23 protein-coding genes and 1 riboswitch are annotated in these 22,999 nt (G+C 74.2%); of the genes, 6 read left to right on the forward strand and 17 right to left on the reverse strand.

The features are described 5' to 3' along the window. Positions 1 to 81 precede the first annotated feature (81 nt). A complete protein-coding gene (locus tag E1266_RS02045; RefSeq protein WP_132043209.1) occupies positions 82 to 2,178 on the reverse strand; it encodes a molybdopterin-dependent oxidoreductase in 2,097 nt (698 codons plus the stop codon). A gap of 118 nt (positions 2,179 to 2,296) precedes the next feature. After that, positions 2,297 to 2,434 (reverse strand): hypothetical protein, encoded by a 138-nt coding sequence (locus E1266_RS37750; RefSeq protein ID WP_165965896.1) that lies wholly within the window; start codon positions 2,432 to 2,434, stop codon positions 2,297 to 2,299. A gap of 15 nt (positions 2,435 to 2,449) precedes the next feature. On the opposite strand from E1266_RS37750, the gene E1266_RS02050 reads away from it, so the two are divergent. Beyond that, a complete protein-coding gene (locus tag E1266_RS02050) occupies positions 2,450 to 2,944 on the forward strand; it encodes an NUDIX hydrolase (protein ID WP_132043088.1) in 495 nt (164 codons plus the stop codon). Positions 2,945 to 3,037: 93 nt separating this feature from the next. Here E1266_RS02050 and E1266_RS02055 read toward each other — a convergent pair whose 3' ends face one another. Next, entirely contained in the window at positions 3,038 to 3,286 is a 249-nt protein-coding gene (locus tag E1266_RS02055) for a hypothetical protein (protein ID WP_132043090.1), read from the reverse strand. Between the two features lie 189 nt (positions 3,287 to 3,475). Between E1266_RS02055 and E1266_RS02060 the strand changes: the two genes are divergently transcribed. Beyond that, complete coding sequence (locus E1266_RS02060) at positions 3,476 to 4,849, forward strand: nitrate/nitrite transporter (protein ID WP_132043092.1); 1,374 nt, start codon at positions 3,476 to 3,478, stop codon at positions 4,847 to 4,849. On the opposite strand, the gene E1266_RS02065 is transcribed toward E1266_RS02060, so the two are convergent. Next, positions 4,797 to 5,480 (reverse strand): maleylpyruvate isomerase N-terminal domain-containing protein, encoded by a 684-nt coding sequence (locus E1266_RS02065; protein ID WP_243718181.1) that lies wholly within the window; start codon positions 5,478 to 5,480, stop codon positions 4,797 to 4,799. The two genes, E1266_RS02060 and E1266_RS02065, sit on opposite strands and share 53 nt — an antisense overlap. A 232-nt stretch (positions 5,481 to 5,712) precedes the next feature. Further along, positions 5,713 to 6,129, reverse strand: coding sequence for a plectin (locus tag E1266_RS02070; protein WP_132043096.1), 417 nt, complete (start codon positions 6,127 to 6,129; stop codon positions 5,713 to 5,715). Between the two features lie 116 nt (positions 6,130 to 6,245). Between E1266_RS02070 and E1266_RS02075 the strand changes: the two genes are divergently transcribed. Both E1266_RS02075 and E1266_RS02080 read left to right on the forward strand, forming a co-directional pair. After that, positions 6,246 to 6,818, forward strand: coding sequence for a TetR/AcrR family transcriptional regulator C-terminal domain-containing protein (locus tag E1266_RS02075; RefSeq protein ID WP_132043098.1), 573 nt, complete (start codon positions 6,246 to 6,248; stop codon positions 6,816 to 6,818). Between the two features lie 327 nt (positions 6,819 to 7,145). After that, on the forward strand, positions 7,146 to 7,349 hold the full coding sequence (locus E1266_RS02080) for a DUF5999 family protein (protein WP_131953761.1): 204 nt from the start codon (positions 7,146 to 7,148) through the stop codon (positions 7,347 to 7,349). 109 nt (positions 7,350 to 7,458) lie between these two features. On the opposite strand, the gene E1266_RS02085 is transcribed toward E1266_RS02080, so the two are convergent. Then, complete coding sequence (locus tag E1266_RS02085; protein WP_132043100.1) at positions 7,459 to 8,079, reverse strand: alpha/beta family hydrolase; 621 nt, start codon at positions 8,077 to 8,079, stop codon at positions 7,459 to 7,461. A gap of 51 nt (positions 8,080 to 8,130) precedes the next feature. On the opposite strand from E1266_RS02085, the gene E1266_RS02090 reads away from it, so the two are divergent. Next, a complete protein-coding gene (locus tag E1266_RS02090) occupies positions 8,131 to 8,556 on the forward strand; it encodes a PPOX class F420-dependent oxidoreductase (protein WP_132043102.1) in 426 nt (141 codons plus the stop codon). 29 nt (positions 8,557 to 8,585) lie between these two features. Here the strand turns inward: E1266_RS02090 and E1266_RS02095 are convergent, their stop codons facing one another. Next, positions 8,586 to 9,689, reverse strand: coding sequence for a tetratricopeptide repeat protein (locus tag E1266_RS02095; protein WP_132043104.1), 1,104 nt, complete (start codon positions 9,687 to 9,689; stop codon positions 8,586 to 8,588). A 323-nt stretch (positions 9,690 to 10,012) separates the two neighbouring features. Further along, a complete protein-coding gene (gene gcvP, locus E1266_RS02100) occupies positions 10,013 to 12,889 on the reverse strand; it encodes an aminomethyl-transferring glycine dehydrogenase (RefSeq protein ID WP_132043106.1) in 2,877 nt (958 codons plus the stop codon). 172 nt (positions 12,890 to 13,061) lie between these two features. Further along, a riboswitch (glycine riboswitch) is annotated at positions 13,062 to 13,156 on the reverse strand. Between the two features lie 256 nt (positions 13,157 to 13,412). Between gcvP and E1266_RS02105 the strand changes: the two genes are divergently transcribed. Further along, positions 13,413 to 15,878, forward strand: coding sequence for a lysylphosphatidylglycerol synthase transmembrane domain-containing protein (locus E1266_RS02105; RefSeq protein ID WP_243718182.1), 2,466 nt, complete (start codon positions 13,413 to 13,415; stop codon positions 15,876 to 15,878). Between the two features lie 7 nt (positions 15,879 to 15,885). Here the strand turns inward: E1266_RS02105 and E1266_RS02110 are convergent, their stop codons facing one another. From E1266_RS02110 to E1266_RS02150, 9 genes are all read right to left on the reverse strand, one after another. After that, positions 15,886 to 16,488 (reverse strand): MerR family transcriptional regulator, encoded by a 603-nt coding sequence (locus E1266_RS02110; protein WP_131982146.1) that lies wholly within the window; start codon positions 16,486 to 16,488, stop codon positions 15,886 to 15,888. 714 nt (positions 16,489 to 17,202) lie between these two features. Then, on the reverse strand, positions 17,203 to 17,673 hold the full coding sequence (locus tag E1266_RS02115) for a bifunctional nuclease family protein (RefSeq protein ID WP_021599257.1): 471 nt from the start codon (positions 17,671 to 17,673) through the stop codon (positions 17,203 to 17,205). 142 nt (positions 17,674 to 17,815) lie between these two features. Beyond that, positions 17,816 to 18,526 carry a MerR family transcriptional regulator gene (locus E1266_RS02120; RefSeq protein WP_207945371.1) on the reverse strand — a complete coding sequence of 237 codons (711 nt, stop codon included), beginning with the start codon at positions 18,524 to 18,526 and terminating at the stop codon, positions 17,816 to 17,818. Positions 18,527 to 18,561: 35 nt separating this feature from the next. Further along, a complete protein-coding gene (locus E1266_RS02125) occupies positions 18,562 to 19,098 on the reverse strand; it encodes an FHA domain-containing protein (RefSeq protein ID WP_132043110.1) in 537 nt (178 codons plus the stop codon). A 308-nt stretch (positions 19,099 to 19,406) separates the two neighbouring features. After that, on the reverse strand, positions 19,407 to 20,192 hold the full coding sequence (locus tag E1266_RS02130) for a DUF881 domain-containing protein (RefSeq protein ID WP_132043112.1): 786 nt from the start codon (positions 20,190 to 20,192) through the stop codon (positions 19,407 to 19,409). Continuing rightward, a complete protein-coding gene (locus tag E1266_RS02135) occupies positions 20,189 to 20,521 on the reverse strand; it encodes a small basic family protein (RefSeq protein ID WP_132043114.1) in 333 nt (110 codons plus the stop codon). Before E1266_RS02135 ends, E1266_RS02130 begins: the two co-directional genes overlap by 4 nt. 48 nt (positions 20,522 to 20,569) lie before the next feature. After that, positions 20,570 to 21,481: a DUF881 domain-containing protein gene (locus E1266_RS02140; protein WP_132043116.1), complete on the reverse strand. Its 912-nt coding sequence runs from the start codon at positions 21,479 to 21,481 to the stop codon at positions 20,570 to 20,572. Positions 21,482 to 21,524: 43 nt separating this feature from the next. After that, the gene (locus E1266_RS02145) at positions 21,525 to 22,214 is read right to left on the reverse strand and encodes a response regulator transcription factor (RefSeq protein ID WP_132043118.1); all 690 of its coding nucleotides are present in this window, start codon (positions 22,212 to 22,214) and stop codon (positions 21,525 to 21,527) included. Between the two features lie 84 nt (positions 22,215 to 22,298). Beyond that, positions 22,299 to 22,937, reverse strand: coding sequence for a LysE family translocator (locus E1266_RS02150; protein ID WP_132043120.1), 639 nt, complete (start codon positions 22,935 to 22,937; stop codon positions 22,299 to 22,301). Positions 22,938 to 22,999 lie beyond the last annotated feature (62 nt).

Here is a 22,999-nt window from a genome sequence, read left to right on the forward strand (position 1 = left end):
GCCCCGGCGTTCATGGATTGATCCTCGGCAGGAGCCGTTTCGCGATTGGGTCCCCATTGTCACCGGCGTGTTAAAAGGCGCTCACGCCGCCGGGGGGACGTCGGGCTCCAGCCGGACGGCGCAGACCTTGAACTCCGGCATCCGCGACACGGGGTCCAGGGCGGGGTTGGTCAGCAGGTTCGCGCGCCCCTCCCCCGCCCAGTGGAACGGGATGAACACCGTGTCGTGCCGGATGTCGCTGGTGAGCCGCGCCCGGACGGTCACGGCCCCGCGGCGGCTCGCCACCCGGACCCGGGCCCCGTCCTCGATGCCGAGCCGCCCGGCGAGGTCGGGATGCAGCTCGGCGAACGGCTCCGGGGCGGCCTCGGTGAGCGCCGCGACGCGCCTGGTCTGCGCGCCGGACTGGTACTGCGCCAGGACGCGCCCGGTGGTCAGGTAGACGGGGTAGTCGGCGTCCACGTCCTCGGCGGCGCCGCGGTGCTCGGCGGGGACGAACCGGGCGCGCCCGTCCGGCGTGGGGAAGCGGTCGAGGTAGGGCCGCGGGGTGCCGGGGTGGTCCTCCGCGGGGCAGGGCCAGAACACCCCGCCCTCCGCCTCGATCCGCTCGTAGGTGATGCCGGAGTAGTCGGCGGTGCCGCCCGCGCTGGCGCGGCGCAGCTCGCCGAACACCTCCGCCGGGTCGGTGCTCCACTTCCCCGGCGCCCCGAGCCGGCCGGCGAGCGCGGCGATGATCTCCAGGTCGGTGCGGACGCCGTCCGGCGGCGGGACGGCCCGGCGCCGCCGCAGGACCCGCCCCTCCAGGTTCGTCATCGTCCCGGACTCCTCGGCCCACTGCGCGGCCGGCAGCACCACGTCGGCGCGCCGCGCGGTCTCCGAGGGCACGAAGTCGGCCACCACCAGCAGGTCGAGGGCGTCGAGCCGGTCCTGCACGGCCGCGGCTCGCGGGGCCGACACCACCGGGTTGGAGCCGAAGAGCAGCAGCGCCCGCGGCCCCCCTTCGGTGCCGAGCGCCGACAGCAACTCGTACGCCGAGCGCCCGGGCCCCGGCAGGTCGTCCGGGTCGATGCCCCACACGTCCGCGACGTGGGCGCGCGCCGCCGGGTCGTCGATCCGGCGGTAGCCGGGAAGCTGGTCGGCCTTCTGCCCGTGCTCGCGGCCGCCCTGCCCGTTGCCCTGCCCGGTCAGGCACCCGTAGCCGGAGCCCGCGCGGCCGGGCAGCCCGAGCGCGAGCGCCAGGTTGATGAAGGAGCCGGCCATGTCGGTGCCGCGGGCGTGCTGCTCGGCGCCCCGCGCGGTCAGGACGTGGGCGCGGGGCGCGCGGGCCAGCAGCCGGACGGCCTCGCGCATCAGCGGGACGGGCACCCCGGTGATGCGCTCGACCCGGCCGGGCCAGTACCCGTTCACGACCGTCCGGACGGCGTCGAACCCGGTGGTCCGGGCCGCGATGTACTCCTCGTCGGCCAGGCCCTCCGCGATCACCAGGTGCAGCAGCCCGTTGGCGAGGGCGATGTCGGTGCCGGGGGCGGGCTGCAGGTGCAGGTCGGCCCGGCGGGCCGTGGCGGTGCGGCGCGGGTCCACGACGATGAGCGCGCCGCCGCCGTCGCGCATCTCGGTCAGGTGCCGCATGAACGGCGGCATCGTCTCGGCGACGTTGCCCCCGGCGAGCAGCACGGCGCCCGACGCGGCCAGGTCCGTGACCGGGCCGGGCAGCCCCCGGTCCATGCCGAACGCCCGGCCGGACGCCGCCGCGGCCGACGACATGCAGAACCGGCCGTTGTAGTCGATCTGCGAGGTGCCGAGCGCGATCCGGGCGAACTTGCCGAGCTGGTACGCCTTCTCGTTGGTCAGCCCGCCGCCGCCGAACACCGCGACGGCGTCCGGGCCGTGCAGCGCCCGCATCCGCGCGGCCTCCGCCGTGACGCGGTCGAGCGCCTCGTCCCACGTGCAGGGCTCCAGCGGCGCGTCGCGGCGGGCGCGCATCAGGGGCGTGGTCAGCCGGTCCGGGACGGTGAGCAGTTCCGCGGCCGTCCAGCCCTTCTGGCACAGCCCGCCGCGGTTGGCGGGCACGTCGTCGCGCGGCGTCACCCGGACCGCGGTGCCGCCCGCGCCCGTCGAGTCCCGGGTCAGGGTCATGCCGCATTGCAGGGCGCAGTACGGGCAGTGCGCAGGAGTCCCCATCATGCGCCCGAGACTCGGCGTGCGCCGTTTCGCGCGCGGGTCCCCGGTGTGACCCCGGCGTTAATTGCGCTTCACGGCGGGCGTCCACCCGGGGCCGGACGGCCTTGACGAGCTCGTGTCAAGCGTTGTCGACCCCGGTCATGGCCGTTTCGTCGCCGTTCACCCGGTTCTCGAACGGATTCACGGCGGCGCGGTGATCTTCCACACGGAAGCGGCCCCGGCCGCCGCCCCGCCCCGGCGGCACCGCGATGATCACGCCTAACCTCGGTACATGCCCGACCTTGCTTACTACGCCTCCCTGCCGCGCTCCCGCGGCGCCGCGGCGGCGCTCCTCCTGGACGACCTCGGGCGGGTCCTGCTGGTCAAGCCCACCTACAGCGAAGGCTGGTACCTTCCCGGCGGCGTCATCGAGGCCGACGAGTCCCCCCTGTCGGCCTGCGTCCGCGAGTGCATGGAGGAACTCGGGCTCGTTCCCCGGCTGGACGGCCTCGCCTGCGTCGACTGGGGCTCCCCGCGCGCCGACGGCGTCGACTCGGTCAACGTGTTCGTGTTCGGCGGCACGATCACCGGCGAGGAGATCGCCAGGATCCGGCTGCCGCCCGAGGAGCTGTCCGACCACATCCTCGTCGCCCCGGAGAAGATCCCCGAGCTGGCGCCCCCGCACGTGGCGCGCCGGATGGACCCCAGCCTGCGGGCCATGGCCGCGGGCCGCGCCGTCTACCTGGAGGACGGCCGCGAGCAGCCTTTCGGCGGCGCGCTCGGCTGACCGGCCCGCCCGGGCGGGCGGCGCCCCTCCGCCGGGCCGGGTGAACGTCCCGGCCCGGCTCCGGCTCCTTCACTCAGGCCGGTACCGCGCCCCTCAGGCGAGCACCGCGTCCCTGGCCTGCCGTCCGCGCTCCGGATCGGCGGCGCGGGCGCAGTGCGCGCAGCAGTAGAAGTGGCCGTCCACGTCCACGCCGTGCCCGATGATCCGGCACTGGCAGTGCTCGCAGACCGGCGCCATCCGGGTGATCGCGCACTCGAACGAGTCGAACGTGTGGACCTCGCCCTGCGCGTGCACCTCGAAGGCCATCGCGTAGTCGTTGCCGCAGACCTCGCACATCGCCATCGTTCACGTCTCCAGTCCCCCCGCCGCGTCGCGGTCTCCATCCTTCCCGGGCGCGCCCGGGCCAACCCGCCTCACAGCCGGCGGGGCGGCGCTGTGCGGCGGAGTTATCCGGTCCGTATGACCGTTCACACGGCGGTGAAACCCCGCGCTCCTACGGTCGTGCCCGCTCAGCGACCCAAGGGAGAAGCGATGACCGTCACCACCCCAGCCGCCCGCGGCGACCGCGGCCGCCCGCCGAAGGGCCGCCGGATCGGCGACTGGCGGCCCGAGGACCCCGCCTTCTGGGCGGACGGCGGCGCCCGCGTCGCCCGCCGCAACCTCGCCTTCTCGATCTTCGCCGAGCACATCGGGTTCTCGGTGTGGACGCTGTGGTCGGTGCTGGTGCTGTTCCTCGGACCGGCCTACGGCATCGACCCGGCCGGCAAGTTCACCCTCACCGCCGTCCCGGCGCTCATCGGCTCCGCGCTGCGGATCCCCTACACCCTCGCCGTCGCCCGGTTCGGCGGACGCAACTGGACGGTGTTCAGCGCGGCGCTGCTGCTCGTGCCCGCCGTCGCCGCCGCGTTCCTCATCCGGCCCGGCGTCTCCTACACCACGCTGCTGATCCTGGCGGCCACCGCCGGCGTCGGCGGCGGGAACTTCGCGTCCTCGATGGCCAACATCAACGCGTTCTACCCGCAGCGGCTCAAGGGCCGGGCGCTCGGCATCAACGCGGGCGGCGGCAACCTCGGCGTCGCCGTCGTCCAGATCGTCGGGCTCCTGGTCCTCGCCACCGCGGGCAAGGACCACCCCGGGCTCGTCGCCGGCGTCTACATCCCCCTCATCGTCCTCGCCGCCCTCACCTCCGCGCTCTACATGGACAACCTCACGCAGGCCCGCAACGACCGCCGGGCCATGCGCGACGCCTGCCGGGACGCCCACACCTGGATCATGTCCGTCCTCTACATCGGCACGTTCGGGTCGTTCATCGGGTTCGGCTTCGCGTTCGGGCAGGTCCTGCAGGTGCAGTTCGCCTCCGACTTCGACACCCCGGTCAAGGCCGCCGGCCTGACGTTCCTCGGCCCGGCGCTCGGCTCCCTCACCCGCCCCGCCGGAGGATGGCTCGCCGACCGGCTCGGCGGCGCCGCGGTCACCTTCTGGACGTTCGTCGCGATGGCCGCCTCGGCGGGCCTGGTGCTGACCGCCTCGCTGCAGGGGTCGCTGGCGCTGTTCCTCACCGGCTTCGTCCTGCTGTTCGCCTTCAGCGGCGCCGGCAACGGCTCGACCTACAAGATGATCCCCGCGATCTTCCGCGCGAAGGCCGGGCGCGCCGTCGCGGACGGCGGCGACCCGCAGGCCGCCGAGCACGAGGCCCGCAGGCTCTCCGGCGCGCTCATCGGCATCGCGGGCGCCGTCGGCGCGTTCGGCGGCGTGCTGGTCAACGTCGCCTTCCGCCAGTCGTTCCTCGCCTACGGGACCGGCGACGGCGCGTACCTGGCCTTCATCGCCTTCTACGTCGTGTGCTGCGTCATCACCTGGCTGGTCTACCTGCGGCCCCGCCCGGGGCGGCCGGCGGGCGTCTGACGCCCCGCGCCGCCTGCGCCGCCCTGCCCGCGCGCCGACCGCGCGGCCGGCCGGGCCCCTCGGCGGGGTCCGGCCAGCGGGGCGACCGGCCCGACGACCGCAGCACCGCCTCCCACGCGTCCCCCGGCGTCAGCGGCAGGTGCGGCACGCCCCAGTGCCACGCCGACACCAGCAGGTCCGGATCGCGCGGCTGGTACGTCTCCCCCATGGCGCGCGCCATGTCCCAGGCGTGCAGGTGCCACTCCACGCAGGCCGCGCCCGCGTGGTCGCCGACGGTGTACTTCGTGCCCCGGTAGATCAGGTGCGTCCGGTCCCACATGTCGGGCATCAGGTCGGCGTAGGCCCCGGCCGACACCCCGAACGCCATGATCCTGGCCGGTCCCGGCTCGGGCGGCAGCACCGCCAGCTCGGCCGCGTTCTGCCGTGCCTGCTGCCTGATCAGCACGGCCGCCGCGGCGTCCCGGGCGAACAGGGTGGCGAGCCTGCTGTCGGGCGCGTCCTGGAGGTACTCCAGGAAGTTCTCCGCGACGCAGCGCAGATGCCCGGCCAGGTCGATCAGCCGCCAGTCCGGGCACGGCGTCGGCGCCTCCCAGTCGGCGGCCCGCTCCGCCAGCGACCGGATCGCCCGCACCCCGTCCTGATAGCACTCGAGAACGCGGCACCGGTCCGGTGGCGTGCGCTCCACGTGACTTCCCCCCGCGTCCAGAGCACCGTGTGCCCTCCCCGCCGGGACGCGGCCGCGCCCGTCGCGGTGTCGCGACATGCGGCGCGGGGCTCCCCCGGCGTTCCCCGAGAGGGCAGACTCTCAGAGTTCGGTGGCCGGTGCCACCCGGTGACGCTGTGTCGTCACCCGTCCCCGCGGCTCACGCGAGCACGCCCGGCCGGGTCCGGTACCCGAACCGGTGCACCTCGCGGGCCGTGCGCAGCCGGTCGACCTCGTCCGTCCACGGGCGCACCGACGGGCGCGCCTTGGCCTTGCGGGCGCTGATCTCCGCGGCCCGGCGGGTCTTGGCGTCCTGCGCGTCGGTCGCGTACGTCTTCGGGCCCATCGCGACCCGCTCGGCCGCCTCCGCCGCGGCCAGCACCGACGTCAGCGCCTTGTCGAACTCGCGCGTCAGCTCGCGCAGTTCCGGCTCGGGCACGTCCTCCCCCTGGGCGTCCCGCAGCACCCGCTCCGCCTCGCCGGCCGCCGCCAGCCGCGTCTCGTACTCGTCCGCCAGCCGCCGGTCGGCCTCGTACAGCTCCGCGACGTCCTTGCTCACCCGTCGGCCCAGCGGCATGGTGGTACTCCCTCAGCGGTCTCCAACATCAGGTCGAGGCCAGGGTACGCGGGCTACGGGCGTGTCGTGGCGCCGGACACCCGGCTTCGGCCCTTTACGCAGTAAGGTCGATGCTCATGGTCAGGCAGCCCAGCATCAACGCGCAGCACCGCACGCCACTGTCCACCGAGCGCATCATCGAGGCCGCCCTGCGGATCGTCGACGGCCAGGGCCTCGGCCGGCTCACCATGCGCCGGCTCGGCGACGCGCTCGAGGTCGAGGCGATGGCGATCTACCACCACCTCCCCCGCGGCAAGGAGCAGCTCCTCGACGGGCTGGTGATCCACGTCGCCTCCGGCCCCGCGGAGGCGGCCGGCGTGACGGCCGCGAACTGGCGGGACGTTCTGCGCGCCTGGGCGGCCGATTACCGCGCGCGGCTGCTGGCGCACGCCGGCGTGCTGCCCCTCCTCGTCACCCGCCGCAACCCCGCCGCGCTCAGCACCACGGTCGGGTCGCTGCGGGAGGTCCTCCGCCGCGGCGGCGTCGCGGACGACACGGCCGCGGTCGCGGCGCACACCCTGCTCGGCTACGTCATCGGCCACGCCGCGCTGGAGGTCCGCGACACCCGCGAGGACGGCGCGGACCGCCCCGTCGACTGGGACGCCCGCTTCGACGCCGGCCTCGGCCTCGTCATCGGCGGCGTCCGCTGACCGCCTCGGCGCGGCGGGGCCCTCGTCCCGGCGGATGACGGCTCGTCCGCCGGGAGGAGGCCGCCACGGCCGGCCGGCACCGGCACATCCTGCCGAAGATCGTGGCGGTTTCCCTTCCCGTCGGCGTGTCGTTCTTCGTCCGTTACGTCGGAGAGAGACGCTATGCCTGGCACCTCAGAGTGAGCGGGGTCACAGGTCTCCGGTACCTCGGGACCAACGGACAACCGTCCCAACGGGCTATGGCCGGTGATGGCGAACCGCTTCACACTTGGGTGCGTCAATAAAGGAAAGCACCACTACCGACCAGTTCGAGACCGGAGGCACACGATGTGCCCGCACCAGCCGCCCTGTCCCTCGCACCACGCACCCGACCGCGACGCCGCCCGGACGCTGGCCTCGCACCCCGAGCAGGGGTGGAGCCTGCTGTGCAACGGCGTCGTGCTCTTCGAGGACACCGGTGAGCTGCTGCCCGACGGGGGAGTCATCGCGCCGCACCGGCCGACGGACCTGCAGGCTCCGTCCGCCGCTTGAACGGTCTCCACGGGGGACTAGTTCGAACGGATGATCATCCTCGGGGGCACGGCCGCCCAGCCGCCGCATCCGGGCCCGCACCGGGCCCGGAGCAGACCCACCGAACCCACTACTCCCGGCCGCCCGTCCGCACCGGACGGGCCGCCCACCTCCGCAGCCACGGCTCCGCCGCCCTCCCGACCGCGGCGGGGTCCCGGTTCAGATCGTGCCGCTCCCCCGCCAGCACCTCGACGTGCGCCGCGTCCGCGGCGTCCGGCACGCCGAACGGGTCGCGGTCCCCGTTGACCACGAGCACCTCCACCCCCGCCGAACGCAGCTCGTCCGCCCGGCTCTTCGCCGGGTTCCGCGGCGGGTGCAGCGGGAACGCCAGCGCCAGGACGCCCACCGCGCCGGCGGCCCGGGCCGTCCGGCACGCGACACGGGCGCCGTTGCTCCGGCCGCCCTGGACGAGCGGCACTTCCCCCGCCCGCTCCCGGATCCGGCCGACGATCTCCAGCCACGCCTCGTCCTGCTTCGCCGCCGGTCCCGGCGCGCGGCGGCCGGCGAGCCGGAACGGCTGCATCACCCGCGCGACGGAGCCGCCCAGGCCCAGCGCGGTCTCCCGGACGGCGAGCAGGTCGGGCGCGTCCACTCCCCCGTTCGACCCGTGCGTCAGCACCAGCAGGAACGCCGGGTCGGCGGCCTCGTCCAGCACCGCATCCGCGGGCCCGTGCGCCGTCACGATCTCCATGCCGCTCACCGTAGCCCCACCATGGAACGACCAGTGAGGCAGACTGCCGGTATGGAGCAGATGACCGAGAGCGAATGGCGTGCCTTCGTGTCCGAGGGCACCCGCACCGGCAAGGCCGGCGTCGTCCGCAAGGACGGTTCCCCGCACGTCACGCCGATCTGGTTCGTGCTCGACGGGGACGACGTGCTGTTCAACACCGGCCGCGAGACCGTCAAGGGACGCGCCCTCGCCCGCGACCCGCGCCTGTCGATCTGCGTGGACGACCAGGAGCCGCCGTTCTCCTACGTCCAGATCCAGGCCGAGGCCGCCCTCATCGAGGACCTCGACGAGATGCGCCGCTGGGCCACCGTCATCGGCGGGCGCTACATGGGCGCCGGCCGGGCCGAGGAGTTCGGGGCGCGCAACGCCGTCCCCAGCGAGTACCTCGTCCGCGCCCGCATCACCAAGGTGATCGCCGAGCGCGACATCGCCGACTGACGCGCACCGGCCGGGCGGGCGCCGGGCGGTCAGGCGCCGGGCCCGCCCATGGCGAGGCGGAGCCGCTCGGCGAAGCTCTCGTGCAGCAGCGGCCCCCACGGGTAGCCGTCCGGCACCCGCACAGCCTTGCCGAGCACCTCGTGCGTCTCGCCCGGCCGCCGCTCGGCCGGGTCCTCCGCGTACCGGACGGCGAGCAGCGCGTACATGTGGTCGAGGGCGCCGAACGCCTCGCCGGTGAGCGCCGGGAGCGTCCCGTCCGCCGCGGCCTCCTCCAGGACCGGCTCCCACCACAGGTCGGGGTCGCCGTCCTCGCCGAAGTCCCGGCGCAGCCGGGCCCGGACCTGCCCCGCGATGCCGGGGTCGGCGAGCCCGCGCCGCCACGCCTCGCCCGCCTCGGCGGCGCGCCCCCGCAGCGGCAGCGTCCGCGCGAGCAGCTCGGTGGCCAGCGGCCCCACCTCCGCGTCGGGCGGCTCCTCCCCCAGCGCCGTGCCGAACGCGCCGATCGCCTGGTCGAGGTAGGAGATGCCGAGCGCGACGGCGAGCCGCGCGTACGCGTACGGGGCGCCGGCCCGGTCGATCAGCTTGAGCCCCGCGGTCAGGACCCGCTGCGCGCGTGCGGGATCGCCGCGCTCCAGCAGCCGCTGCGCGAGGTCGTGCGCGGCGGGCGGCCCGTACTCGGGGTCGCCGGTCGCGACCGCCGCCTCCCAGTGCTCCCGCGCCGTGTCGAACTCGCCGGCGTCGTCGGCGATCCGGGCGAGCGCGAGATGGGCGGGCGGGAGGTACGCGGCGTTGCCGAAGTCCACCACGACCCGCCACGCGGGAGCCGCCAGGCTCTGCTCGCCGGCCCGCTCGTACGTGAGGGCCAGGTGGTACGCGGCGCGCGGCCCGTACTCCGGGTCCCCGGTGGCGATCGCGGTCCGGTCCGCCTCGCGCGCCCGCTCCACGTCGCCGGAGTCGTCCAGGACGACCGCGAGACCGAGGGCGGCCTGCGCCCTGCAGTCCGTCTCGCCGAGGGCGAGCACCTCCTCGAACAGCACGGCCGCCCGCTCGGGCTCGCCGTTCTCCGCGAGGTTCCGGGCCTCCTCGCACACCTGCGCCGGGTCGTCGGACACGCGCTCCGGTGACTCGCTCATCGGTCTCTCGCCCTCTGAAGGTCGGGGTCCGCCCAGAGCCTAGCGAGCCCGCACCCCCGCGTCTCGCGACGACACCCAGAAACCCCCACCAAGATCATGAAACTGCCCAGGGGGGCGACCCCATTGCCCAAGGGGGGCGACCCCCTGGAACCCCCGTCGCGAGCCGGTCGATCCTCACGCCACCGTTGCGGTCGCTGTGACCGTGCGGGGTGTGCGGTGTCGCTGCGGTCGCCCGGCTCGGCGGGTCGTGCGGCCTGCGCTCGCTGCACTCGCTCCGGCCGAACGACCCGTGACCGCGCCACCGGAAGCGGACGCGGGCGTCCTTACTCCTCGTAGGCGTCCGGGGGCGGGCAGGAGCAGACCAGGTTGCGGTCGCCGTAGGCCTGGTCGATGCGGCGGACCGGAGGCCAGTACTTGTTCTCGCGCAGAGCGGGGAGGGGGTAGGCGGCCTCCTCGCGGCTGTAGGCGTGCTTCCAGTCGTCGGAGACGAGGGCGGCGGCGGTGTGCGGGGCGTTCTTGAGCGGGTTGTCCTCGCCGTCGTAGGCGCCCTCGGCGACGCGGCGGATCTCCCGGCGAATCTCGATCATGGCGTCGCAGAAGCGGTCGAGCTCGGCGAGGTCCTCGGACTCGGTGGGCTCGATCATCAGCGTGCCGGCGACGGGGAACGAGAGCGTCGGGGCGTGGAAGCCGTAGTCGATGAGCCGCTTGGCGACGTCCTCGGCCGTGATGCCGGTCTCCTTGGTGATCCTGCGGAGGTCGGCGATGCACTCGTGGGCGACGAGGCCGTTGCGGCCGGTGTAGAGGATCGGGTAGTGCGGGGCGAGCCGGGCGGCGAGGTAGTTGGCGCCGATGATGGCGCCCTCGGTGGCGGCGCGCAGGCCGTCCGGGCCCATCATCGCGATGTACGCCCAGGAGATCGGCAGGATGCCCGCGGAGCCCCACGGGGCCGCGGAGATCGGGCCGACGCCGGTCTCGGGGCCGGCCTCCGCGCGGAGCGGATGGTTCGGCAGGAACGGGGCCAGGTGCTCGCGGACGCCGATGGGGCCGACGCCGGGTCCGCCGCCGCCGTGCGGGATGCAGAACGTCTTGTGCAGGTTGAGGTGCGAGACGTCGGAGCCGAACTCGCCCGGGCGGGCGAGGCCGACGAGGGCGTTGAGGTTCGCGCCGTCCACGTAGACCTGGCCGCCCGCGTCGTGCACGGCGGCGCAGACGTCGGTGATCGTCTCCTCGAAGACGCCGTGCGTGGACGGGTACGTCACCATGATCGCCGAGAGCCGCTCGCCGTGCTCGGCGATCTTCGCGTGCAGGTCGTCCAGGTCGACGTTGCCGCCCTCGTCGCACTTGACGACGACGACGCGCATCCCGGCCATGACGGCGCTGGCCGCGTTGGTGCCGTGCGCCGACGACGGGATCAGGCAGACGTCGCGGTGCTCCTCGCCGCGGGAGGCGTGGTAGCCGCGGATGGCGAGCAGGCCGGCCAGCTCGCCCTGGGAGCCGGCGTTCGGCTGGACGGACACCTTGGCGTACCCGGTGATCTCGGCGAGCGCGTCCTCCAGCTCGCCGATCAGCTCGACGTACCCGGCGGCCTGGTCGACGGGCGCGAACGGGTGGAGGTCCGCGAACTGCGGCCAGGTGATCGGCTCCATCTCCGCGGTCGCGTTCAGCTTCATCGTGCAGGAGCCGAGCGGGATCATGGAGCGGTCGAGCGCGATGTCCTTGTCCTGCAGCTTGCGCAGGTAGCGGAGCATCGCGGTCTCGGAACGGTGCGCGTGGAAGACGGGGTGGGTCAGATAGGGGCTCTCGCGGCGCAGGCCGTCCGGGATCGCCTCGGCGGCCGCGGCGGCGCCCTCCGCGGGGACGCCGAACGCCTCCAGGACGGCGGTGACGTGCGCGGGCACGGTCGTCTCGTCGCAGGCGATCCCGACGTGGTCGGCGTCGGCGCGGCGCAGGTTGATCCCCCGCTCGCGGGCCGCGGCGACGACGTCCGCGGCGCGGCCGGGGACGCGGGCGAGGACGGTGTCGAAGAACGCGTCGTGGACGATCTCCACGCCGCCCGCGCGCAGCCCGGCGGCGATCTCGGCGGCTCGGCGGTGCGTCCGCTGGGCGATCGCGGCGAGGCCCTCCGGCCCGTGGTAGACGGCGTACATGCTCGCCATCACGGCGAGGAGGACCTGCGCGGTGCAGATGTTACTGGTGGCCTTCTCGCGGCGGATGTGCTGCTCGCGGGTCTGCAGCGCCAGCCGGTGGGCGGTGGCGCCGTCGGCGTCGACGGACACCCCGACGAGGCGGCCGGGGAGCTGCCGCTGGATGCCCTCGCGGACCGCCATGTAGCCGGCGTGGGGGCCGCCGAACCCGTACGGGACGCCGAGGCGCTGCGCCGAGCCCACGGCGATGTCGGCGCCGGACTCGCCCGGCGGGCGCAGCAGCGTCAGCGCGAGCAGGTCGGCGGCGGCGACGACCGCGGCGCCGCGCTCGCGGGCCTGCGCGATGACCGGCTCCAGGTCGCGGACGGCGCCGGACGCGCCCGGGTACTGCAGGAGCACGCCGAAGAAGTCGCCGTCCGGCAGCCCGCCGGACAGGTCGGCGGTGACGACGTCGATGCCGAGCGGGACCGCCCGCGTCCGCACGACCTCGATCGTCTGCGGGAGGGCGTCGGCGTCGACCAGGAACGCCCCCGGATCCCTGCGCTTGGAGACGCGGTGGGCGAGGGCCATCGCCTCGGCGGCGGCGGTCCCCTCGTCCAGCATGGACGCGTTCGCGACCGGCAGCCCGGTCAGGTCGCTGACGACGGTCTGGAAGTTGAGCAGGGCTTCGAGGCGCCCCTGGGAGATCTCGGGCTGGTAGGGGGTGTAGGCGGTGTACCAGCCGGGGTTCTCCAGGACGTTGCGCATGATGACGCCCGGGGTGATCGTCCCGTGGTAGCCGAGGCCGATCATCGACGTCAGCACGGTGTTGCGGGCGGCGAGTTCGCGCAGCCGGTCGAGCGCGGCGCTCTCGCTCAGCGCGGGCGGCAGGTCCAGGGGGCGGGAGGTGCGGATGGCGGCGGGGACCGCGGCGTCGATCAGGGCCTCGGCGTCGGAGTAGCCGATGGCGGCGAGCATCCGGTCCCGCTCGTCCGGGGACGGGCCGATGTGCCGGTCGGCGAACGCGGTGCGGGGATGCTGCGGCGAGGCCACGGGGGCGAAGAACTGGGCGGTCATGGAGAGCCTCCTGGCTGCTGCGGTCGCTCAGGTCCGGCGCCGGCGCGGGCCCGGCGGCCGGTCTCCCCCTCTGTCATCGGCACCTGAGAGCTTCACCCGCGCGGCGGGGTTTCCCCTTCGGTGAGCCGCCCTTCCCCGGGTGCGGGGATCGACGCCTGCTTTCCAGAGGTGCCTCGCCCGAGCGGTCCTTTTGCCTGAGAGGTTCCGGGGAGGTTGCCCCTTCGGCGCCCCATGCTGGCGGCATGGGATCTCTCCCGCCCAGGGTCGACGGCATGTCCACCACGAACCCTACCCAAATCCGGTCGAAGGGACCGGCACCGCCCGGGCCCCGGCGCGCGTCCGCGCGGTACCGGCGAGTAGGCTATATACGTTTGACCTGGGATGGGACGGGCCGCGGACCTCTGGACGAACCGGGGCCGCGCAGTGCCGACGCGAGGCTCGCGAGGGCGCCGACCGCTCGACTGCGCGCCGCCGGTTCTGGGACGCTGATCACGATGACGGACGGTCAGGGCGGCGGGAGCGCGTGACGCAGACCCACGACAAGGCGGTGCGCCCGCGGGAGGGCGCCGACGCGGGCGTGCCCGTGGACGAGCCCGCCCAGCCGTACCGGATCCGCCGCTCGTCCGACGCGATCAGGTTCGCGGCGTCGGTGACCGGGCTGGCGGTGGTGATGCTGCTGGTGTCGGTCGCGCAGGGCACGACGCACGGCCTGCACGCCGACATCCAGGAGGGCACCGCGCACGCGCCCCGGATGCTGCTGTCGCTGGCCACGCTCGTGTCCAGCTTCGGCGTGCTGGCGGTGCCGATCGCGTTCGGGATCGTGCGGCTGTTCCACAAGGACGGCACCCGCGTCGCGATCGCGCTGCTGGCCGCCATGATCGCGTTCGGGATCACGGTGGGGCTGGACGACCTGTCGGTGCGGGCGGCGCCCGGCGGCGTCCTGGACTCGCTGATCTGGGGCGGCACGGAGACGGCCCCCATACACACCGACATCGCGCCCGTGATCGCCTTCGTCAGCGCGGTGGGGATGGCCGGGCGCATCCGGTGGCAGGCCGCGACCTGGACGATGATCGGGCTGGCCGCGCTGACCGGGCTCACCGCCGCCTACGCCTCGGTCGCCGCGCTGGCGGCCACCTACTTCCTCGGCCGCGCCATCGGCCACGGCACCCTGTACGCGGTCGGGACGCCGAACCCGCGTCCCCCCGGCACCGCGGTCGTCGCGGCGCTGGAGCGGCTCGGGCTGCGCCCGGTGCGGGCCGTCCGGCTGGACGGCACGCCCGACAGCGGCGAGGAGACCCGCCGGTACGGCGTCGTCCTCGCCGCGGGCCCCGCGGACGGGGACACGGCCCCGGACCGCGACGCGGGCGAATGGGACCTGGAAGTGCGCGTCCTGGACCGCGACCAGCAGACGGCGGGCCTGCTGTACCGGGTCTGGCGCCTGCTGCGGCTCCGCTCCACCACGACCGGGCGGGCGCTGCGGTCGCTGCGCCGGTCCCTGGAGCAGGAGTCGCTGATGGCCTACGCGGTGGCGGCGGCGGGCGTCCGCACGCCCCGCCTGGTCGGCACGTCGGAGGTCGGCACGGAGGCGGCGCTGCTGGCGTACGAGCACGTGCCGGGACGGCGGCTGGCGGACGTCCCCGAAGAGGACATCACCGACGGGCTGCTGACCGACGTGTGGCGGCAGTTCCGCGCCATGCAGGCCGGGCGGCTGGCGCACCGGCGGCTGCAGGACGGGGCGGTCGCCGTCGGCGCGGACGGCCGCGCCTACATCACCGACCTGCGGGCCGGGGAGACGGCGGTGGGCGACCTGGCGCTGCGGCTGGACCTGGCGCAGCTGCTGACGACGCTGGCGCTGCGGGTGGGCGCGGAACGCGCGGTGCGCACCGCCGCGGAGGTGCTGGGCGGGGAGGCCCTGGCCGCCGCGGTGCCGCTGCTGCAGCCGGTGGCGCTGTCCCGGGCGACCCGCACGGCGCTGCGCCGCGACCGGGAGCTGCTGACCGGCATCCGGGAGCAGATCGTCCGGCTGAAGCCGGAGACGGAGGTCGCGCCGCTCCGGCTGGAGCGGTTCCGGCCCCGGACGATCTTCAGCATCGTGGCGCTGTCGATCGCGGCCTACATCGTGATCCCGCAGGTGGCGAGCCTGGACCTGGCGGCGATGGCGTCCGCGGCGACCTGGCACTGGGCGGCCGCCGCGCTGGGCGGGGCGGCCCTCACCTACCTCGCGGCGGCGTTCATGCTGATGGGGTTCGTGCCGGAGCGGCTCCCGCTGGGGCGGACGGTGCTCGTCCAGCTCGCGGCGTCGTTCGTGAAGCTGGTGGCGCCGGCGGCGGTCGGCGGCGTCGCCGTCAACACCCGCTACCTGCAGCGCTCGGGCGTGCGGCCCGGCCTGGCGGTGGCGAGCGTCGGCGCGTCGCAGCTGGTGGGGCTGGTCACGCACGTCCTGCTGCTGATCATGTTCGGGTTCCTGACCGGGTCGACGACGAAGGCGACGCAGGATCTCGCGCCGTCCCGCACGATCGTCATCGTGGTGCTGTCGCTGGGGTTGCTGGCGGGGCTGGCGCTGACCGTCCCGCGGGTCCGCCGGGTGGTCGCCTCGCGGTTGAAGAGCATGTTCTCGGGGGTGGTGCCGCGGCTGGTGGACGTCCTGCAGACGCCGAAGAAGCTGTTCACGGGCATGGGCGGGACGCTGCTACTGACGGTGGGGTTCGTCATCTGCCTGGACGCCTCGATCCGCGCGTTCGGCGGATCGCTGCCGCTCACGACGGTCGTGGTGGTGTTCCTCACCGCGAACGCGGTCGGGTCCGCGGCGCCCACGCCCGGCGGCCTCGGTGCCGTGGAGGGCGCCCTGACGCTGGCGCTGACGATCTCGGGGCTGACCGCGGAGACCGCGACGTCCGCGGTGCTGCTCTACCGGCTTCTGACGTTGTGGCTGCCGGTGCTGCCCGGCTGGGCGGCGTTCACCTATCTGCAGCGCCGTGAGGCGCTCTGAGGGCCGGTCAGCCGGTGCGGCGGGCGCGCCGCCGGCCGGCCAGTTCGTCGTGGGGGTGCTCGGCGGGGGCGTCGCCGGTGGCGGCGCGCTCACCGGGTAGTTCCGCGAGGCTGCCCTCCACCTCCTGCCACACCCGTCCCAGCGCGATGCCGAACACGCCCTGCCCGCCCTGGAGGAGGTCGACGACCTCGTCGGCCGAGGTGCACTCGTAGACGCTGACCCCGTCGCTCATCAGGGTTATCTGCGCGAGGTCCTGGACGCCGCGGTCGCGCAGGTGGGTGACGGCGGTGCGGATCTGCTGCAGCGAAACCCCGGTGTCCAGGAGCCGCTTCACTACCTTCAGGACGAGGATGTCGCGGAAACTGTAGAGCCGCTGGCTGCCCGACCCGTGCGCCGCGCGCACGCTCGGCTCCACCAGCTTGGTGCGCGCCCAGTAGTCGAGCTGCCGGTAGGTGATCCCCGCGGCGGCGCACGCCGTCGGGCCGCGGTAGCCGACATCCTCCGGCGGCGCCGACACCTGCGTGTCGAAGAGCAGCCCCTGCTCTCCGGCACGCCGGGACGCCATGTGCCTGTCGGGGGTCGCCTTGCCCTCGCCGCTGCTCACCGCCACGCGGACCTCCGGCTTCTATCATCCCGTGCCGGTTCGTCAAGGGGGTTTGACGAATTACACCACGGGTGTTCCACCAGCACGGTAGGTGCCGGTCAGGGTGTGGTCAACGTTCACCGTCGGCGCGTCGCATGCCCGGATGAACCGGCTTCACGTGGGCAAACTGCGCACCTTGGCCGCCAAACCTCTCCTACCCCGATGCTCCCCCACGGAAAACCGCCAGGTCCAGGGCGATGCACAACCAATCGCGCCACGGTATGAACATACACCCGAGAGTGACATTCCCCACGCACTCCGTCCTAGTCCCAGCTCAGGCATGACCCCGACGTTCATTCGGTCAAGCTTCCCCAGCCCCGACCACACATCGAGACGCGACCCCGACATCCCACACAAATGACCACACCACGGGCCGCCGCCGAAACGGGGAAGGGAGCGGTCGCCCCTTGGGCGATCCCAGCTCACCACCTCAATGATCACCCACGGTTCGTGCGGCCGGAGCGAGTGCAGCGAGCGCAGGTCGCACGAACCGCCGCACGGGGCGCCGTTTCACGAGACGCGCCAGCGGATCGGGAAACGGCGCCCCGTGCGGACCGGGGGTTCCAGGGGGTCGCCCCCAGGGGGACACAGCCGTTTCACGAGACGCGCCAGCGGATCGTGAAACGGTGCGCCGTGCGGACCGGGGGGGTTCCAGGGGGTCGCCCCCCAGGGCAAACACAGCTAGCCAGCCCGGCCGAAGTCCTCTGGGGAGATCGTGTCGAGGAACTCGCGGAACTTCTCGACCTCGTCCTCCTGCTCGTCCGGGATGGCGACGCCGGCCTCTTCGAGGACGTCCTCGCTGGCGAAGATCGTGGCGCCGGTCCGCAGGGCCAGGGCGATGGAGTCGGAGGGGCGGGCGCTGACCTCGACGCCGTTGGAGAAGATGAGGTCGGCGAAGAAGATGCCCTCGCGCAGGTCGGTGATGTTGACGGTGCGCAGCTGCACGCTGAGGGCGTCCAGGACGTCGCGGAACAGGTCGTGGGTGAGCGGGCGGGCCGGCAGCACCCCCTGCTGGGCGAAGGCGATCGCGGTCGCTTCGACCGCCCCGATCCAGATGGGCAGGTAGCGATCGCCCTCCGTCTCCTTCAACAGGACGATCGGCTGATTGGAGGGCATCTCGACCCGGACGCCGACGACCTCCATCTGCTTCACTGCGGCTCCCTGCTGGTTCTCGCTGTCTCGATCACCTTGTGCAGCGGATCGATTCGTGACCGAACCCTGTAGCCAACGTACACCCGTGTCCGGACGGCTCGTGATTCCGCGGGTGCGGGAAAATGCTCCGCGGCCCACATGATCAGCGGTCCAGGCTTTCGCGGATGCCGGCCGAGACCAGTGCCGCGTGGAGCTTGACGGACAGCGCGGCGATCTCCCGGGCGGTCTCGGCGGCCTGCTCGTGGGCGCCGCGGCTGCGGCGGCGCAGCTGCGGCGCGACCATCTGCTCGATGAGGCCGGCCTGCCGGTCGGCGGCGGCCTTGACGGCGCGCAGGTGCCGGACCTCGAACCCGTACTCGCCGAGCGCGGCGGCGGCCCGCGCGATGTTCAGCGCGTCGCCCTCGTAGTGCGTGCCGGCCCTGCGGACGAGCCCGTACTCCTCCAGCCTGGCGAGGAGGGCCTCGTCGATGCCGGCGCCGTCGAGGAGCTGGCGGCGCGTCAGCCGGACGGCGGGGTCCTCGGCGGTGGTGTCGGCGGCGACGAGGGTCCGGGGGCGGCGCGCTTCGGGCGCGCCGAGCGGCGGGACGTCCTCGCCGCGGTCGCACGCCTCCAGGTGCTGCCGGATCACGCGCAGCGGCAGGTAGTGGTCGCGCTGGGCGGCGAGGACGAACCGGAGCCGCTCCACGTCGGCGTGGCAGAACTTGCGGTAGCCGGCCGGGCTGCGCTCCGGCTCGACGAGCCCCTCGGACTCCAGGAACCGGATCTTCGAGATGGTGATGTCGGGGAACTCGGGCCTGAGCAGGCCGAGGACGTCCCCGATCGTCATCGGGGACCGGGCTGGCTGCGCGTTCACGGCCCCTCCCATCGTCGCGCGTCCTCCCGCCCGCGTCAGCCGTGCGCGGGGTTGGTCAGGAACACCAGCCGGAACTTGCCGATCTGGACCTCGTCGCCGCCCGACAGCGCGGCCTGGTCGATCCGCTGCCGGTTGACGTAGAGGCCGTTGAGGCTCCCCACGTCGCGGACGGAGAACGCGTGGCCCTGGCGGGAGAACTCGGCGTGGCGGCGGGAGACGGTGACGTCGTCCAGGAAGATGTCGCTCTCGGGGTGCCGGCCCGCGGAGGTGCGGTCCTTGTCGAGGAGGAAGCGGCTGCCGGCGTTGGGGCCGCGCTTGACCACGAGCAGCGCGGTCCCCGGGGGGAGCGCCTCCATGGCCGTCTGGTCGGGGCCGGGGGACTCCTCGGCGCCGGCGTCGGTGTCCAGGGCCTCGAACCCGCCGATGGAGATCGTGGACGTGGACTCGCCGGGGGACTCGCGGTGCGGTGGCGGCGACGGCGAACTCCGGGTCAGCGGGGTGCCGCAGTTCGAGCAGAAGCGGGCATCATCCGGGTTGGCGTGACCGCACTGCGTGCAGTAGACGCTCGGCATCGATCGGCTCGGCCTCCTACCTTCGGCGTACCGCCCGCGGGTTCCCGCCGCAGCGGGAGCCGCCTGCGCCACGCGCTCCATCCAACCAACCCACGCCGGGGAACCGCCCCCGACCACGGTCCAGCTCACCGGCCGCTCACGCGACGGTCGCCGCAACTTACGCGGGTATTACCCGAGGGGTCAACTGGAACGGCGAGCCGACTGGACCAAACTACATTCGTCAATGATCGCAGGTCTACGCCGCCGCGCGGACGGCCGTTCGCGACGGCCGCGCCGCGGCGCCGGTCGACCGCTTCCCCCGTTCCCCTCTACGGAGACCGTACCGCGCCCACGGTCACTTTCGCGCGCGGGTTGATCAGGACGCCGGCGCCCTTTCCCTGCAGCGTCCTGACCAGGCCGCCGGGGATGTTCATGGCGGTCGTCATCGTGTGCGGGTCGCCGATGGCGAGGAACCGGTACGGGGCGGTGAGGACCTCCCCGTCGGACTCGATGCCGTGCCGGCCGTCCACGAAGTAGGTGTCGACCCCGGCGCGGACGTCGTTGACCTGGACGACCTCGGCGCCCGCGTCGCGGAGTTCCTCCAGGGCGTCGAGCAGGTCGATCGCCTTGACGGCGCCGCCCGGGTCGCTGATCACCATCTCGATGCCGGGCCCTTCGGCGGGAAGGGTGCCCGCCAGGAGGCCGTAGGTGGTGGTGCGCTCGCGCGCCTCCTCGAGGGCGGTCTCGCCTTCGGCGTCGCGTTCCAGTTCCGCCTTGGTGTCCTCCAGTTCGCGCAGGTCGCCCTGCAGCCGGTCGGAGCGCTGGCCCAGATCGGAAAGGATGCCGACGAGCTCGTCCTGCCGCGCGGTGGCGAAGGTGGTGTCGCGCTTGGTCGACTGGACCTGGACGACGACCGCGAATCCGAGCAGGAGGCACAGCAGCCCGCCGGCGAGTTGCGCGCGGCTGACTCGCGGCCGCAACAGCCCGGCGAGCCCGCGCAGGCCCGCCGGCTCCGGCGGAACCCCGTCCGCGGGCTCGTTCACTCGCTCACCCGCGGCCTCGATCACTTGCTCGCCCGCGGGCTCGGTGGGGCGCTCGTCCTCGCGGGCGGTCATGCGCCGAACACCCTCCGCCGGATGCCCGCGACGTTGGCGAAGATCCGGATGCCGAGGACGACCACGACGCCGGTCGACAGCTGGGAGCCGACGCCGAGCTGGTCGCCGAGGAAGACGATCAGCGCGGCGATGACGGCGTTGCCGACGAACGAGACCACGAACACCTTCTCGTCGAAGACGCCCTCCAGCCGGGCGCGGAGGCCGCCGAACATGGCGTCGAGGGCCGCGACGATCGCGATGGGAAGGTACGGCTGGAGCCACAGCGGCACGTCCGGCTGGAGCAGCAGGCCCAGCGCCACACCGATCAGCAGCCCGATCAGCGCGATCATCTCCGGGTCACCTCTCCCCTGCCGGCCGTCCGCTCGCCGGGCGTCCGCTCACTGGCCGTCCTCCTCGCGGGGGACGGCGTACCGCAGCCGGACCGGCCCCGCCGCGGGCAGCCGCACGTCCGGCGCGCCGCGCGTGCCGTACCGGATCCGGTAGCGCTCCTCCAGGGCCCGCAGCCGGCGGTCGGCGGCCGAGCCGGTGAAGGCGTCCCGCAGCCGGCCCGGGTCGCCCAGCGCCGTGACCTCGTAGGGGCGGGTCAGCGGCCGGTAGTCGACCAGGATCGCCTCCCCGGCGGAGCGGATCGCCGTCGTCGCCGTGAGCCGCTGGCCGTTGACGCCGATCGCCTCGGCGCCCGCGGCCCAGAGCCCGTTGACCAGGACCTGGAGGTCACGATCATAGACCCGTCCGCGGGCGCCGCCGTGCGCGGCGAGCCCGTCCGGGTCGTCGCGCGGGGAGTCGTCCAGGGTGACGACGAGCCCTTCGCCGGTGGCGGGCGCGGCCGCCGCCGCGGCGGCCGCGCGGGCGAGCCGGGACCGGACGCCGTGGCCGGCGTCCCCGCGGGCGAGCGCGGCGGCGCGCTGCCGCTCGGTCTCGGCGCGGAGCCGGTCGAGGCGCCGCCGGAGCGCGTCGGTCTCGGCGGTGCGGGCGTCGATCTCGTCGATCAGCCGCGAGCGCCGCTCGGCCGCGACGGGCTCGCTGCGGCGCACCTCGGCCCCGGCGACGGCGATCAGCGTCCCGGTCAGCACGAGGACCAGCAGCACGCCGCCGCCGCGCCGCCCCCGCCGGAGCGGGCCGTCCGGGGCGTCCGGGCGGCGGGCCCGGCGCGCCGCCGCCTCCGCGTAGCCGGGATCGAGGAGCTTGCCGGCGAGCAGGTCGGCGAGCAGCGACATGGACGCGTCGGGCCGCCGGGGCCGTCCCGGGGCGCGGCCGCCGGGCTCGCCGGGGTCCTGTCGTGCGGTCACCGCCCCATCATGGCAAGGGCCGGCGGCCTTCCCCGCCCCCGGCTCAGCCGACCCGCGGCATGCGGAGGACGTAGCCGACCCGCGGGACGGTGTGGATGAGGCGGGGGCCGCGGTCGTCCAGCTTGCGGCGCAGGTAGCTGATGTGGGTCTGGACGACGCCCTCGCCGCCGGTGAAGTCGTACTGCCAGACGTGGTCGAGGATCTGCCGCTTGGTCAGCACGCGGCCGGAGTTGCTGAGCAGGTAGCGCAGCAGCGTGAACTCGGTGGGCGCCAGATCGATGGGGACGCCGCCGCGCCGCACCTCGTAGGCGTCCTCGTCCAGTTCGAGGTCGGCGAACGTCAGCCGCGCCCGTTCCCGCGCGCCGGGCCGGGTGCGGCGGAGCACGGCGCGGACGCGGGCGGCCAGCTCGTCCAGGCTGAACGGCTTGGGCACGTGGTCGTCGCCGTCCGCCGCCCCTCCGGCCCCGCTCCCGGCGGCCGCGGGGCCGGTGAGGAACACGACCGGGGCCGCGCAGCCGTTCCGCCGCAGCCGGGCGCGGACGTCCGGGCCGGGGCCGTCCGGCAGCGCGGCGTCCAGCACGATCAGGTCGGGGCCGAAGCGGGGGGCGCTCGCCAGCGCCTCGGTGCCGGACCGGGCGACGGCGGTCTCGAAACCCTCGTAGCGCAGGGCGGTCGCGACGAGGTCCGCGACATAGGCGTCGCCGTCCACGACGAGGATCTTGGTGGGGTTCACGGTGCCAGTCTGTCCCCTGCGACCTGTGGGTGCACTGAGGGGACTCTGCGGATCCCCTCAAGAATCCTTGCGCGGAGGTGCGCGTCAGGCGGAGGCGGGCCGGGTGAGGCCCATGTGGACGGCGAGCCCGGCGAGCACCGACCCCATCAGGTACCGCTGGGCCCGCCGCCAGCCGGGCCGCCGGGCCAGGAAGACCGCGATGCCCCCGGCGCCGAGCACGATGAGGGCGTTGACCGTGACCGCGACGGTGAGCTGGGTGAGGCCGAGCAGGACGCTCTGGACGGCGACGTGACCGCGGTCCGGATCGGTGAACTGCGGGAGCAGCGACACGTACAGGACGGCGATCTTCGGGTTGAGCAGGTTGGTGACGAGGCCCATCGTGAACAGCCGGCGCGGCGGGTCGGCGGGCAGGTCCGCCGGGGTGAACGCCTCCTGCCCGCCCGGCCGGACCGTCTGCCAGGCGAGCCACAGCAGGTACCCCGCGCCCGCGACCTTGAGCACGGTGTAGAGCGGCGGGACGAGGGTGAACACGGCGGTGATCCCGGCGGCCGCCGCGAGCACGTAGACGCCGAACCCCGCGGCGACGCCCGCCAGGGAGATCAGCCCGGCCCGGCGGCCCTGGGTCACCGACCGCGACACGAGGTAGATCATGTTGGGCCCCGGGGTGAGGACGAGGCCCAGCGCGACGAGGGCGATGGCCGCCAGCGCGGTCGACGAGATCATTGCACTCCCCGGTCGATGATGATCCGAGCCTAGATCTCGGAGTAACCTCGGTGCAATACTGA

Source organism: Actinomadura sp. 7K534, from assembly GCF_004348575.1.
In the GTDB taxonomy this organism is placed as follows: Bacteria; Actinomycetota; Actinomycetes; order Streptosporangiales; family Streptosporangiaceae; genus Spirillospora; species Spirillospora livida.